The organism is Streptomyces sp. NPDC000941, assembly GCF_053599555.1.
In genome coordinates this window covers 39129-51989 of sequence record NZ_JBSFMM010000062.1, presented here as the reverse complement: position 1 = coordinate 51989, position 12861 = coordinate 39129, and the positions used below count along the sequence as shown (strand labels likewise).

Sequence of the window (12861 nt, the reverse complement as noted above, 5' to 3'; positions counted from 1 at the left end):
CGGGTGGCGTTGACCTCGTATTTCGCGCGGCGGGGCCTCCCGGTGGGTTTATTACGGTACTGCGACACGCCGTCGTCACGGCGTGTCGCTGTCCCACATCGACCGCAGAATTACTTGGCCTTGCGCATCAGCAGACGCCCGTGGCCGAACCGCTCCCCCTCGCACGGCTCACGCTGCATCCGGGCGGCCTCGACGAACCCGGCCTCGCCGGCCAGCCCCGCCAGCTCGTCGATCGGCCACCGGTAGGCCGTCGTCACTCTGTGGTCGAACTCCGTAAGCGGGTCACCCTCCGACTCGAAGAACGCGAGCAGGAGGTGGCCGTCAGGCGCGAGCACCCGCTGGAACTCCGCGAAGAACGAGGGCACGTTCTCCGGCGGGGTGTGAATGGTCGAGTACCAGGACACGATGCCGTTCAGCTCGCCGTCGGCCAGGTCCAGGGCGTCCATGGAGCCGACCTCGAACCGCAGGTCCGGGTATGCCCCGCGGGCGAGATCGATCATCACGGGCGACAGGTCGACACCGAACACATCCAGCCCCAGGTCCCGCAGATGCGTGGTGATATGTCCGGGGCCGCATCCCAGCTCCGCGACGGGCCCGGCAGCGGCGGTGGTCCGCGCGAGCTCGGCGAACGCGGCGAGCATCGCGCGATCCAGCGGACGAGTGTCCAGCTGGTTGCGGGCGAGTTCGTCGTAGAGGACGGCCACGGCGTCGTAGGCATCCGCTGTCGTACTGAGGTGGGAGGAAAGGTCGGTCACAAGCGAGGACCCTAGGGCCTCCCCTGGCGCACTGGCGAGCGGCAGAAATCAGCCTTGATCACGTTCCAGGCGGGTTCGTCGTCGTTCCAGTTGTCGTTCGTGTTCAGCGACAGCACATGGCTGCCGTCCTCCGTCGAAACGGCGTAGGTGACCGATCCAAAGATGTCTCCGTCATGCCCCCACACCGTCCCGCCGCAGGGCAGGGGGTAGGTCCGCACGCCGAGCCCGTACTCGTATCCGCGCCCGGTGTCGACGCCGGTCAGCAACTCGTCCTGCTGACGCGCGGGAAGGACGCGCCCGCCGAGGAGCGCCCCGAAGAAGCGGTTCAGATCGTGGGTGGTGGAGATGATCTCCCCGGCCGCACCGGCCATGGAGGGGTTGAACTCGGTGACGTCGTAGACCTTCGCCTCCGGCGAGTCGACGAACAGACGGGAGTACGCCCGCGCATGGGGCTCCGGCAGGGTCGGGGAGAACCCCGGTACGACGGTCTCGTCGAGGTGCAGCGGGCGGAGCAGCCGGCTCTCCACCGCGTCGGCGTAGCTCTGCCCGGTGGCCGCCTCGATGACCATCCCCGCGAGGAGATAGTCGGTGTTGGAGTAACGCCACTCGTCCCCCGGCTCGAACACGGGCGGGTGGGAGGTGGCGATCTTGACGAGTTGGTCCGGTGTCCAGCTGTCGTAGCGGTGCTCCAGGAACGCCGCGCCGGTGTAGCGGGAGACGAAGTCCTGGTCCTTGAGTATGTCGAAGACACCGCTGGTGTGGTTGAGGAGTTGGCGAAGGGTGATGCTTCGACCGTCGTAGTCGCTGTGGACGAACACTCCGGGAAGCCACTTCTCGACGCTGTCGTCCAGACTCAGGGTGCCCGCCGCCTCGAGCTTCAATAACGTGACCGCCGTGAAGGTCTTGGTGATGCTGCCGATACGGAAGTGATCCGCCCGCGTCCGTGGCCGGGGCCGCTCCAGATCCGCGACCCCGGCCGTGCCGTACCAGGACCGCCCCCGGCCTGAGTCGACTCCGGCGATGGCGCCGGGGGTGCCGCTTGCGACCAGGTCCTCCAGCGCGGCCCGAGTGGCGGGGCGATCCGGGCCGGCGGGCTGCGGCGGCCGGTGCTGCTCGGCGCTTGCGGTGGACATCGGCGCGAGGGCCAACGCGACGACAACTGCTGCGACAAGGCCGGTGAGCGTGCGGGGTGGGCGTAGATGATGGCGCTTCATGTTCGCGAAATTACGGGCGATTTACGACGCCGCCATCAGGGATCACCCTGGCTCTGCCCTTGGCCTACCCCGAGACCGGCGGGGCTCAGCGGTTGACCTTGACACTGATGTGAGACTTTAGCCTTCCTTCGCCGGGATCTCAGACGACGAGATCTCCGACGACGAAGGAGCAATGATGTCGGGAGCAGTGATCATCGGAGCGGGACCGGGGATCGGCCAGTCGGTCGCCCGCCGCTTCGCACGCGAGGGTCTGCCGATCACCCTCGTGGCACGGTCCGAGAAAACACTGACGGCGGCGGCGGAAGCCCTGTCCGCCACCGGGGTACCGATACGCCCCCTGGTCGCCGACAGCACCGACGAACGCGCCCTGCGCACCGCCCTGGACACCGCGATCGAGGAATTCGGCCTGCCCGACGTCGTGGTGTACAACGCGGCGATCATCCAGGCGGACTCGCTCGGCGAGCTGTCCGTATCCGCGCACCTGGACGCCTGGGCCGTCAACGTGGTCGGGGCGATCAACGCCGCCGCGCGCGTCGTCCCGGCGATGGCGGACCGTGGCAGCGGCACGTTTCTCATCACCGGCGGGATGCCCGAACCGAAGCCGCAGTACCTCAGCCTCTCCCTCGGCAAGGCCGGTGTGCGGTCGTTGGTGGCGCTTCTCGACCAGCAGTACGGCGCCTCCGGTGTGCATGTGGCCACGGTGACCGTTGGCGGCCCGGTCGCCCCCCGGTACGGACTTCGACCCGGATGTCATCGCCGAACACTACTGGCGGCTGCACACCCAACCCCGGCACGAGTGGGAGCGGGAAGTCCTGCACAGCGGGCGCAGCGGCACTGAGCTCTGAGCTCGCGGTGACCGCTTCGCCCCGGCCGCCGCTAGCGTTCCGGCGTGGCCGACTTGCGGAACGCGAACAACTTCTCGGGCTCGATCCGGGCCCATGGCAGCTCCCGCATCCAGCTCTCCCACGCCTGATGCCCGTACACCGAGACCAAGAACGCCTCCAACCCCGGATCTTCCGCTGGACTGACTTCCTGCGCGGTGCCATGCGCCGTGATCTGGAGCCGTTCGCCATCGATGACCGACGCCGACACGGTCGGCCGGGCACGCAGGTGCCGAAAGCGCAGGGAGTCGGCGCCGGAACCGAAATGCAGTCGCCCCTGGTAGAATAACCCGTCGACCGGCCCCACCCGCGGCTCACCTCTGGCGGTCACGGTGGCCAGGGCCATCACACGCATGGCCCCCATCTCCGCCACCACACCCGCCGCATCGAGCCGACGTTCAGGAGTGATGATCGAGCGGAGGTGCGCGCCAGCCAAGACGTACGAATCATCAAGCAGGCGCTGAAGCCGCTCCAGGTCCTCAGGCATCTCGTGCATCTCACGACTCTCTCAGACGGACGCAGTGGCGCTGGCCGCCTCGCCTCCGCAGGCCGCGAATATCAGCCTTGACCGAGGCCGTCGAACCGCCCGGCCTTGACCGCGGCGAGGAAGGGTCCGAGCCGGGCGGGGACAGCGATGAGGACCGCGTGGGGGGCGTCACTCTCGCGGATGAGTATGCGGCCGTCATGCCGGGCGAGCTCGACGCAATTAGCCCCCTCCCCTTCCGAGAACGAGGACTTCTTCCATATAGGTATGGCCGACATGCCGGAAGCCTCACATTTCTTGTGCGATGCCACGGATGGTCTCTCGCGATGCGCGGATGCCCAGTGAAACACCTGCGAGGACATCGTAGATCGCGCGGTATTTGTCGAGTTGAGCCTTGGCGTCGAGGAACGCGCTCCCGTGGGCGGTATCGACCGTCGCGGTGTCCAGGTTCGGGATGACCCCACCCGCGTACAGGAGATTCTGCGCCGATCCGATGAACTTCTCCGAGGCGAACGGAATCACTCGCAACGTCACGGTAGGCCACTCAGACACCTCGAGCAGGTATTCCAACTGGGCCTTCACCACCTTCCGGCCGCCACTGCACATGCGCAATGCTGCCTCGTGGACGATACCGTCGAACGGCGGCGGGGACTCGCGTTCAAAGATCACACGGCGTCTGATCCGGTGCTCCACCCGAGCTTCGGTCTCACCCTCGGGGAGCGGCGGGATGACCGATTCAAAGAGGGAGCGCGCGTAGTCCTCTGTCTGGAAGATACCGGGGATCGTGAGCGCCTGGATCGAGTAGAAGTACGTGGCGTGGTGCTCAAGTTCCGCGAGATCGAGGAATGACAGCGGCAGAACACCTCGGTACTCCTCCCACCAGCCCTTGCCACGCTCTTCGGCCATCGCGCACAGCGCGTCCACCAGCCTCTCGTCCGCAGCGGAGTAAAACGCCGCGAGGCGCCGCACTCGTTCTACGCTGACGCCCCAGCGCCCCGACTCCAGATGACTGATCTTGGCCTGGTTACCTCCGATCATCTCCGCCGCCGCACGGGCGGGCAGCCCGGCCGCCTCGCGGAGTTTCCGCAACTCGGCGCCCAATCGCATCTGTCGGACGGTGGGGCTGCTCCTGGGTGGCATCGATCCCTCTCATTCGGCCCTTCGGTAGGTGCAGTGTGCCGTCTCGCCGTCACGCGCCTCCACTCCGCGTCACCCACAGGTGTGAAGCCTTCCCATCAGGCTTGCGGCGTATCAAGAATCCACCCTACGGTCACGTCACAAACGAACGCGCATCCCCTCCGCACGCACCGGGAGACGCCATGAGCACCGCCGCGTTGGACAGATCCCCACGCCTCGGCCCTCACCCCGCCCAGACCTACTACTTCATCGCGCCGAACTGCTCGACCAGCCCGAAGGTGGTACGCGATCTCCTCGCGTCGCTGCTGCTCGTCACCGGACACCCAGACCTGGTCGACGTCGCGCAGGTGTGCGCCTCCGACGTGGTGACCAACGTGCTGTGGCATACCAAGGTGCCGCACATGTCCGTCGACGTCATCATCGGGGACGACCGGGTGCTGGTCGGCGTACGGGACGACGATCCCCGTGGGCGGCCCGAGGTCCGCCAAGCCTGTATCAAGGATGAGGATGGACGCGGCCTGCAACTCGTGGACCACCTCTCCCATGCCTGGGGCGTGACATGGACGGGCGGACGGCAACCAGACGGAAAGCGGGTGTGGTTCGAGCTCCGCGAGATTGAACGCCCTTGACCGTTGAACGCGAGACGAACACTTCATGAGAGATCAGCCACGTCGGCCCCGTATCCGCCTCCGAGTCATACATTCACCCTCTCAGAGCTCATGACGTAACGGGTTCCCAGCCCTGAAGGGCTGGGCTTTCAGCCGCAATGGTTGAGGGCCGCCGTTACCAGCACTAGCCAACAAAGCACGTTGGAGGTGAGCGAAGTTGGCTACGTTCCGCGTAGGCGAGAAGACCCACCAAGCTGTGCTTCACCAGCAGCTTGCTCTGGAACTCGACCCAGCAGACAACCCCGGGAACAGGGACGAAACGGGGGCCGAGCGCCGTGAGGCAACCGGCGCGGAACATGTGCGAGGTGAGATCCCCACCGCTTCACCTGGCGGCGGGGGCGTCACCCCCAACCAGCCGGTTGGGGAGAAGCCGCGTGAGCGGCACCCCTTCGTATTCGTACTCGACAAACACGGCCAACCATTACAGCCCTGCACACCCGCCAGAGCCCGCAAGCTCCTGAAGAAGGGACGCGCCGTCGTCCACCGGCACACCCCGTTCGCCATCCGTCTCAAGGACCGCACCCTCGCCGAATCCGAAGTCGACGGGGTAGAGCTGGGTATCGACCCCGGCAGCAGACACACCGGTATCGCCGCGTTCACCGCCCAAGGGGGAGAACGCAGAGGGCGGTACGCGGTCCAGCTCGACCACCGGGGCGCGGTCATCCGGAAGAAGATGGCACAGCGCGCCGCCTACCGGCGCCGTCGCCGCACCTCGAACCTGCGCTACCGCGCCCCGCGCTTCAACAACCGCGCCAGACCCAGAGGCTGGCTCGCCCCGTCCCTCCAGCACCGCGTCACCACCACTGTCTCGTGGGTGAGGCGCCTCTCGTGCTGGGCACCGGTCCGCGCCGTGCATGTGGAACGCGTCGTGTTCGACACCCACGCCATCAGCGCAGGCAGGCCACTGGAGGGAGCCGAGTACCAGCACGGCACCCTCCACGGCACCGAGATCCGCGAATACCTCCTGGCCAAGTTCGGCCGAGCCTGCGTCTACTGCGGCATCAGCGGAGTGCCGCTCAACATCGACCACGTCCACCCCCGCAGCCGGGGCGGCAGCGACCGCATCTCCAACCTGGTCACCGCCTGCATCCCCTGCAACGAAACCAAATCCAACCGCCCCGTCGAAGAATTCGTGCGCGACACCACCAAGCTCGCCAAGATGTTGAGCCGGGTCAAAGCCCCGCTGCGGGATGCGGCAGCCGTGCAGTCCACCCGCTGGGCACTGTGGCGCGCACTCGACCAGATGCTGCCCACCCACGTCGCCTCCGGCGGCCGCACGAAGTGGAACCGCACTCGCTGCGGACTCCCGAAGTCCCACACCCTCGACGCCCTCAACGTGGGCAAACTCGACGCAGTCACCGAAACCGTCACCACCATGCTGGTCGCCGGGTGCTCGGGGCGCGGCCAGCATCAGCGCACCAGCCCCGACCGCCACGGCTTCCCCCGCCGCACCAGCCCACGAATCAAGACCGTGCACGGCTACGCCACCGGCGACCTCGTGACCGCTTCCGTACCCAAGGGCAAGTACACCGGTACCCACACCGGTCGCGTCATGGTCCGCACCACCGGCAGGTTCGACATCCGCACTCCTCACGGCCTCGCCGCAGGAATCCGACACACCAACATCCGCCTCCTCCAGCGAGGCGACGGCTACACCTACACCCGCCAACCAGAACCCACCCACGCGTAAACGCACGCCAGAGTAATCCAAAGCCTCGCAAGATCACGCTGACGGGGAAAAGATCATGGGATGGCTGATGGAGCTGTTGGCTCCGGAAAATCTTCTGGCTCTGCTCGGTGTCGTCGTCACGGTCGGGGGGCTGTCGTACGAGCGGCTGATCCCGGGCCGGAAGCGCGTCGGATACCGCGTCCAGATGGACACGCTCATAGACGACAACCCGAACGACGGCCACATCCACCATCGGCTGCGCATGTTGGAGAACACGCCCGATCTCGCCGGGGCCTCGCTGGTGCTGCTGCGCATCGAGAACGACGGCTTCCGCAGCATCGACATCGACGACTACATCACCGCACCCTCGACGGAACACCGCGGGCTCACCGCCATCTTCCCCAATCGCACCGTCATGGACGTGGCCGTCACCGAGCCCAGCCACCCGGATCTGCTCCGCTACCTGCCGCAGCGCGGTACGGAGACGAATCCTGGGCTCATCTGCCGTGACAATGAGATCTCCCTGCCGAGAGTGCCGCTGAACAAAGGCGACCACTTCAAACTGCTGGTATTGCTGACCGGCGCCGGGACCGACAAGGAGCCGCATGTCGTCGGTCGCATCCGGGAGGGCAGGATCCGCAACAACGAGAATTTCCGGCGCCCGAGCAATCGCGTCCTGGGGCTCATCGGCAGCCTGGTGGTCCTCATGCTCCTCCAGCCCATCGGCTTTCAGCTCCTGGAACCGGACCCGCTGCGCCAAGGCTGCGCCGAGGGGACGCTCACCGTCGTGGGCTCCACCGCCTTCGAGCCGGTGATGAACGACCTGGACACGGCGTACGAGGACGACTGCGAAGGCGCCGCCCACATCACCGTCAACGCCCAGGGCAGCGTCCGGGGAACGGACACACTCCGGAACGCCGGGGAGGGAGCGAAGGGCTTCCCCGCGTATCTCTCCTTCTCCGACGGTCTGGAAGTGACCGGGGACCCCAAGCTCAAGGGACATCTGACCGCGCTGTCCGTGTACACCGTGGCGGTGAACAAAGATGTCGGGATCTCGGATCTCTCCCTCGCAGATGTGCGGAAGATCTACTCGGGCGAGATCACCAACTGGAAGCAGCTCCCCGACGGACCCGATCTGCCCATCAGGCTGGTGAGCCGGGACGGGAAGTCAGGAACCCGCGGCGTGTTCGAGAACCGTGTGCTGGGCGGCAAGACCGAGCCCGGGCGCACCTCGGACAACTGCAGGACACCGAAGTTCGACAACACCCACATCATCCGTTGCGAACTCGACAGCACACGAGAGGTGTTGAAGACCGTGGCCCGGACCCCGGGCGCGATCGGTTACGCCGAGCTGAAGGCGGCCAAGGACCGTGCCGAGGGGCAGAAGGACCTTCATCTGCTGCGCCTGAACGGACAGCAGCCGTCCATCGCCACGGTCAGGCACGAGACGTACCCCTTCTGGGAGCCCGAGTACGCCTACACCTACGGGACCCCGCCGCCCAACTCCCTCACATCAAAGTTTCTGGACTTCCTGGCCGGTGACACCGGACGGAACCTCATCGAACACCATGGCCATCTGCCCTGCTCCGCGCCGGAGAACCAGCAGGCGTGCCAGCGGGCGCAACGCCCGTGAAGCGGCCCCGCCGGGTCAGCCGCCGGACAGGTCAGCCTCCGGACGGGGCAGCGGACATCAGCGGATAGTCGGTGTAGCCCTCGGCACCGTACGTGTAAAGGTGCCGCTCGTCGATGGTGTTCAGCGGTGCCCCGGTCGCGAACCGCAGGGGCAGGTCGGGGTTGGCGATGAAGGCACGGCCGTAGGAGACGAGGTCCGCGCGGCCGTCCGCCAGCACCTTCTCTCCGGCCTCCCGGGTCGTCGCCTCACCGTTCTCCCCGACGTTGGCGATGAGCGGGCCCGACCAGCGGGGGCGGAGGTCATCCAGCGCCGGATAGCGGGCGTTGTCCGTGAGGTGGAGGTACACCAATCCCGCACTGTCGATCGCGTCGACCAGAGCCCGGTAGACCGGGGCGGGATCGGACTCGGCCATCCCGAACTGCGGATTGCCCGGCGAGATGCGCAGTGCCGTCCGCTCCGCCCCGATGGCCCCGGCGACCGCCTCGACCGCCTCGACCGCGAACCTGATCCGGCCTGCCACCGAGTCTCCGTAGGCGTCCCGGCGCAGGTTGGTGTTGTCCGCGAGAAACTGGTGAATGAGGTAGCTGTTGGCACCGTGCAGTTCCACACCGTCGAAGCCCGCCTCGATCGCGTGACGAGCGGCCTCGGCGTAGTCGTCGAGGACGGTGCGGATATCGGCGAGGCTCATGGCGCGGGGCACGACCGCATCGGCCTTGCGCCCACCCGGTATGTGTACGGGCCCCGGCTCGGGAACGGCCGAGGGTCCGGCGGGGACCGAGCCGTCGATACGGGCCAGCGGATGTCCCTTGCGGCCGCCGTGCATCAGCTGCGCGAAGATCCTGCCACCCGCGGTGTGCACCGTTTCGGTGACCTTCCGCCAGCCGGCCACATGCGCTTGCGTCTCCAGACCGGGGAGGCGCCAGTCGCTCTGGCCGCCCCGGCTCGGCCAGATTCCCTCGGTGATGAGAAGACCGGCACTCGCGCGCTGCGCGTAGTAGTCGGCGACGAGCGGGAGGGGAGTGCCGTCCTCGTGGGCACGGAACCGGGTCATCGGTGCCATGACGATGCGGTTGGGCAGCTGGAGCGGCCCCAGGGAATGAGAGGTGAGAAGGTCTGCGTTGCTCATGCCGAGACGGTAGAAGCTCACACTGATGTCAGATTCAAGTGGAGGTGGCGACGTGCGCATCGGTGAACTGGCCCGCCGTACGGCAGTCAGCGAGCGCTCGCTGCGCTACTACGAGCAGCAGGGGCTGCTCACCTCATACCGCACATCCGGCGGCCACCGCGCCTACGACGAGGGCGCGGTGGACCGGGTCATCCGCATCCAGGAGCTCTACGCCGCCGGACTGTGCAGCTCGAAGATCGCCGCGTTGCTGCCCTGTCTACGGGACACGGACGGCGGTCCTTCGCCGGAGGCCACCCCGCGGCTGGTCTCCGACTTGTGGGAGCAGCGGGAGCGGCTGGACCGGATGATCGCGGAACTGGCCCGCGCCCGCGAAGTCCTCGACGGAGTGATCGAGGCGGCTTCCGGTGAACCGGTGCCCGGCCCGCTCGCCCAGGTACGCGAGGACCTGACCACATGAGCGCCCGCCCCGCCGCCGGAAGCGACGAGGACCCGGGCGCCGCCGCGGCCCGCCTCACCGGCCGCCCGGTGACCGGCCGTCGCCCCCTGTCGGGAGCGCTCGCCGAAGTCGTACTGGACGGCGGGCAGGTGGTGATGGTCAAGCGCGGCTCCGGCCCCGGCGCCGCCCTGGCCGAGGCCGCGGGGCTGCGCTGGCTGGCCGAGGCCGGTACGGTCCGCGTCCCGGCGGTGCTCGGCCACGACCCGCACTGGCTGGTGACCGAACACATCCCGACCGGCCCACCCAGCGCCCGCGCCGCAACCCGATTCGGCCACGACCTGGCCGCCCTCCACACCGCCGGCGCCCCCACGTTCGGCGCCCCGCCACCCGGCGGACCCGAGGAGGCGTACATCGGGCTCGCCCCGATGCGCAACGTCCCCGGCCCCGACTGGCCCCTTTGGTACGCCGAACACCGCGTACTGCCCTATCTGCGCCGCGCAATCGACGACGGCACGATGCGCTCCGCCGAAGCAGCCACGATCGAGCGCGTCTGCGAACGGCTACCCGAACTGGCGGGCCCCGCCGAGCCCCCCGCCCGGCTCCACGGCGACCTCTGGAACGGCAATGTCCTGTGGGGCGCCGACGGACAGACCTGGCTGATCGACCCGGCCGCGCACGGCGGCCACCGCGAGACCGACCTGGCGATGCTCCACCTCTTCGGCTGCCCGCACCTGGACCACGTACTCGACGGCTACCAGCAGGCCGCCCCACTCGCCGAAGGCTGGCGAGACCGCATCGCCCTGCACCAGCTCTTCCCGCTCCTGGTCCACGCGGTCCTCTTCGGCCGCGGCTACGCCGACCAGGCCCTCGTCACCGCCCGCGCGACTCTGTCGGCCTGACCCGCGCTCAGCTCCCTAGAAGCAACTGCCGTGCCGCCGCCTCCACCGTCTGCGCGAGGAGCACGGCGATGGTCATGGGACCGACCCCGCCCGGGACGGGCGTGATCAGGCTCGCCCGCTCCCGCGCGGACTCGAAGTCGACGTCCCCGACATTGCCCGGGTTGTATCCCGCGTCGATCACCACGGCTCCCGGCTTCACATCGGCCCCGGCGATGAACCGCGGACGGCCGACGGCGGCCACCAGCACATCGGCCTCGCGCACGATCGCCGACAGGTCGGCGGTACGCGAGTGGCAGTACGTCACCGTGGCGTCCCGGCCGAGCAGCAGCATCCCTGCGGGCTTCCCCAGAATGGCGCTGCGCCCCACCACGACAGCGTGCTTGCCCGCGAGGTCGACGTCGTACTCGTCCAGCAGCCGCATGATGCCGCCGGGGGTGCAGGAGGCGAAGCCGGGCAGGCCGAAGGCCATGGCCGCGAAGGAGTGCATGGTGACGCCGTCGACGTCCTTCTCCGGGGCGATCGCCTCGAAGGCGGCGCGCTCGTCGATATGAGGTCCCACGGGATGCTGCAGGAGGATCCCGTGCACCCCGGGGTCCTGGGACAGCGCGGTGATGGTGTCGACCAGGACGCCGGTGCTGACCGACGCCGGCAGGGTCACCTGGCGTGACTCGATCCCCGCCTTCCGACACCTGACACGCTTCATCCGGACATAGGTCACCGAGGCCGGGTCTTCCCCGACCAGGACGGTGGCCAGACAGGGCGCCGTTCCGGTGCGCCGTGCGATGTCCGCGGCGGCCTTCGCGGTGTCCTCGGTGATACGACCGGCCAGGCCGGTGCCGTCCATCAGGCGAGCTGTTCGGGTCCCGTCCATACGCCACTCCTGAGGCACTCATACGAGTCGCCCAGGCGCGCGGCATCGACAACCGGTGTCAGACCGCTCCCCGGTGGTGCTCCACCTCAGCGCCAGTCACGGCCCGCGTCCACCTTAAGGGAGGGACGCCGCTCGGCGGCGGACGATGGCCGCTCCCCGGGGCGGCTAGCATCACCGGCAACCGATCCGAGGAACGGAGTTCACCCGTGCGTAACCCGCGTGTTGGTGTCGCCATCCTGACCATGGGCACTCGGCCCGCCGAACTGACCGCTCTGCTCGCTTCGGTCGCCGAGCAGGACACCCCCGCGGCGCGGGTGGTGGTCGTCGGCAACGGCTCGCCGCTGCCGCTCCTCCCCGACGGGGTGACCGGTGTCGAACTGCCGGAGAACCTGGGCATCGCCGGCGGCCGGAACGCCGCCCTGGCCCGGCTGAAGGAGTTCGGGGATGTCGATGTCGTGGTGGACTTGGACGACGACGGGCTGCTGATCAGCACGGACGTCTTCACGCGGCTGGTGGAGCTGTACGAGTCGGACCCGCGGCTGGGCATCGTCAGCTTCCGCGTCGCCGACGAGCGGGGCCGCACCCAGCGCCGCCACGTCCCCCGACTGCGTGCCTCGGATCCGATGCGCGGCGGGCTGGTGACCACGTTTCTCGGCGGCGGCCACGGCCTGTCCATGCGGATGCTGGAGGAAATCGGCGGCTGGCCCGAGCCGTTCTTCTACGCCCATGAGGAGACCGACCTGTCCTGGCGGGCCCTGGACGCGGATTGGAAGGTTCTCTACGAGCCGGACTTGGTGCTCCAGCATCCGTGGACATCGCCGACCCGCCACGCGGTCTTCTACCGTATGGTCGCCCGCAACCGGGTCTGGCTCGCCAAACGGCACCTTCCCGCCCTCCTCGTCCCCGTCTACCTGGGCACCTGGACCGCGCTGACCATGGCCCGCACCAGGTCGGCGGCCGGATTGCGGGCATGGTTCGGCGGCTTCGTCGAGGGCCTGCGCACCCCGTGCCCACCGCGTCGGCCGATGCGGTGGGCCACCGTATGGCGGATGACCCGGCTGGGCCGACCGCCGGTCATCTGATCAAGC

The 12861-nt window shown here is 68.3% G+C and carries 14 protein-coding genes and 1 riboswitch; of the genes, 7 read left to right on the top strand and 7 right to left on the bottom strand.

Annotation, left to right across the window (positions count from 1 at the left end; all coding sequences use genetic code 11):
- Positions 1 to 110: 110 nt before the first annotated feature.
- Positions 111 to 755, bottom strand: coding sequence for a class I SAM-dependent DNA methyltransferase (locus ACWDSL_RS21315; protein WP_450487597.1), 645 nt, complete (start codon positions 753 to 755; stop codon positions 111 to 113).
- Positions 756 to 766: 11 nt separating this feature from the next.
- The gene (locus ACWDSL_RS21310; protein ID WP_450487595.1) at positions 767 to 1888 is read right to left on the bottom strand and encodes a serine hydrolase domain-containing protein; all 1122 of its coding nucleotides are present in this window, start codon (positions 1886 to 1888) and stop codon (positions 767 to 769) included.
- Positions 1889 to 2144: 256 nt separating this feature from the next.
- Between ACWDSL_RS21310 and ACWDSL_RS21305 the strand changes: the two genes are divergently transcribed.
- Entirely contained in the window at positions 2145 to 2807 is a 663-nt protein-coding gene (locus ACWDSL_RS21305; protein ID WP_450487593.1) for an SDR family oxidoreductase, read from the top strand.
- 38 nt (positions 2808 to 2845) lie between these two features.
- Here the strand turns inward: ACWDSL_RS21305 and ACWDSL_RS21300 are convergent, their stop codons facing one another.
- From ACWDSL_RS21300 to ACWDSL_RS21290, 3 genes are all read right to left on the bottom strand, one after another.
- Complete coding sequence (locus ACWDSL_RS21300; RefSeq protein WP_450487591.1) at positions 2846 to 3337, bottom strand: pyridoxamine 5'-phosphate oxidase family protein; 492 nt, start codon at positions 3335 to 3337, stop codon at positions 2846 to 2848.
- Positions 3338 to 3408: 71 nt separating this feature from the next.
- Complete coding sequence (locus ACWDSL_RS21295; RefSeq protein ID WP_450487589.1) at positions 3409 to 3612, bottom strand: DUF397 domain-containing protein; 204 nt, start codon at positions 3610 to 3612, stop codon at positions 3409 to 3411.
- A 10-nt stretch (positions 3613 to 3622) separates the two neighbouring features.
- Complete coding sequence (locus ACWDSL_RS21290) at positions 3623 to 4474, bottom strand: helix-turn-helix domain-containing protein (protein WP_450487587.1); 852 nt, start codon at positions 4472 to 4474, stop codon at positions 3623 to 3625.
- Positions 4475 to 4653: 179 nt separating this feature from the next.
- On the opposite strand from ACWDSL_RS21290, the gene ACWDSL_RS21285 reads away from it, so the two are divergent.
- The 3 genes from ACWDSL_RS21285 to ACWDSL_RS21275 all read left to right on the top strand — a co-directional run bounded on the left by ACWDSL_RS21285 (position 4654) and on the right by ACWDSL_RS21275 (position 8441).
- Positions 4654 to 5100 carry an ATP-binding protein gene (locus tag ACWDSL_RS21285; RefSeq protein WP_450487585.1) on the top strand — a complete coding sequence of 149 codons (447 nt, stop codon included), beginning with the start codon at positions 4654 to 4656 and terminating at the stop codon, positions 5098 to 5100.
- A gap of 196 nt (positions 5101 to 5296) precedes the next feature.
- Positions 5297 to 6829: an RNA-guided endonuclease IscB gene (iscB, locus tag ACWDSL_RS21280; RefSeq protein WP_450487583.1), complete on the top strand. Its 1533-nt coding sequence runs from the start codon at positions 5297 to 5299 to the stop codon at positions 6827 to 6829.
- A 55-nt stretch (positions 6830 to 6884) separates the two neighbouring features.
- A complete protein-coding gene (locus ACWDSL_RS21275; protein WP_450487581.1) occupies positions 6885 to 8441 on the top strand; it encodes a substrate-binding domain-containing protein in 1557 nt (518 codons plus the stop codon).
- A gap of 31 nt (positions 8442 to 8472) precedes the next feature.
- On the opposite strand, the gene ACWDSL_RS21270 is transcribed toward ACWDSL_RS21275, so the two are convergent.
- Positions 8473 to 9567 (bottom strand): alkene reductase, encoded by a 1095-nt coding sequence (locus ACWDSL_RS21270; protein WP_450487579.1) that lies wholly within the window; start codon positions 9565 to 9567, stop codon positions 8473 to 8475.
- 52 nt (positions 9568 to 9619) lie between these two features.
- Between ACWDSL_RS21270 and ACWDSL_RS21265 the strand changes: the two genes are divergently transcribed.
- Both ACWDSL_RS21265 and ACWDSL_RS21260 read left to right on the top strand, forming a co-directional pair.
- Positions 9620 to 10024 (top strand): MerR family transcriptional regulator, encoded by a 405-nt coding sequence (locus ACWDSL_RS21265; protein ID WP_450487577.1) that lies wholly within the window; start codon positions 9620 to 9622, stop codon positions 10022 to 10024.
- Positions 10021 to 10902 (top strand): fructosamine kinase family protein, encoded by an 882-nt coding sequence (locus tag ACWDSL_RS21260; protein ID WP_450487575.1) that lies wholly within the window; start codon positions 10021 to 10023, stop codon positions 10900 to 10902. Before ACWDSL_RS21265 ends, ACWDSL_RS21260 begins: the two co-directional genes overlap by 4 nt.
- 7 nt (positions 10903 to 10909) lie before the next feature.
- On the opposite strand, the gene ACWDSL_RS21255 is transcribed toward ACWDSL_RS21260, so the two are convergent.
- Positions 10910 to 11773, bottom strand: a complete 864-nt coding sequence (locus tag ACWDSL_RS21255; protein ID WP_450487574.1) for a bifunctional 5,10-methylenetetrahydrofolate dehydrogenase/5,10-methenyltetrahydrofolate cyclohydrolase — start codon at positions 11771 to 11773, stop codon at positions 10910 to 10912.
- 22 nt (positions 11774 to 11795) lie between these two features.
- A riboswitch (ZMP/ZTP riboswitch) is annotated at positions 11796 to 11883 on the bottom strand.
- A 96-nt stretch (positions 11884 to 11979) separates the two neighbouring features.
- Here ACWDSL_RS21255 and ACWDSL_RS21250 point away from each other — a divergent pair.
- Positions 11980 to 12855 (top strand): glycosyltransferase family 2 protein, encoded by an 876-nt coding sequence (locus ACWDSL_RS21250; protein WP_450487572.1) that lies wholly within the window; start codon positions 11980 to 11982, stop codon positions 12853 to 12855.
- The last annotated feature ends 6 nt before the right edge of the window (positions 12856 to 12861 follow it).

Excerpts from the sequence above, each read along its gene's own strand:
- ACWDSL_RS21310 (WP_450487595.1), bottom strand. The coding sequence starts at position 1,888 with ATGTCCACCGCAAGCGCCGAGCAGCACCGGCCGCCGCAGCCCGCCGGC.
- ACWDSL_RS21305 (WP_450487593.1), top strand. The coding sequence starts at position 2,145 with ATGTCGGGAGCAGTGATCATCGGAGCGGGACCGGGGATCGGCCAGTCG.
- ACWDSL_RS21300 (WP_450487591.1), bottom strand. The coding sequence starts at position 3,337 with ATGCCTGAGGACCTGGAGCGGCTTCAGCGCCTGCTTGATGATTCGTAC.
- ACWDSL_RS21295 (WP_450487589.1), bottom strand. The coding sequence starts at position 3,612 with ATGTCGGCCATACCTATATGGAAGAAGTCCTCGTTCTCGGAAGGGGAG.
- ACWDSL_RS21290 (WP_450487587.1), bottom strand. The coding sequence starts at position 4,474 with ATGCCACCCAGGAGCAGCCCCACCGTCCGACAGATGCGATTGGGCGCC.
- ACWDSL_RS21285 (WP_450487585.1), top strand. The coding sequence starts at position 4,654 with ATGAGCACCGCCGCGTTGGACAGATCCCCACGCCTCGGCCCTCACCCC.
- ACWDSL_RS21275 (WP_450487581.1), top strand. The coding sequence starts at position 6,885 with ATGGGATGGCTGATGGAGCTGTTGGCTCCGGAAAATCTTCTGGCTCTG.
- ACWDSL_RS21270 (WP_450487579.1), bottom strand. The coding sequence starts at position 9,567 with ATGAGCAACGCAGACCTTCTCACCTCTCATTCCCTGGGGCCGCTCCAG.
- ACWDSL_RS21260 (WP_450487575.1), top strand. The coding sequence starts at position 10,021 with ATGAGCGCCCGCCCCGCCGCCGGAAGCGACGAGGACCCGGGCGCCGCC.
- ACWDSL_RS21255 (WP_450487574.1), bottom strand. The coding sequence starts at position 11,773 with ATGGACGGGACCCGAACAGCTCGCCTGATGGACGGCACCGGCCTGGCC.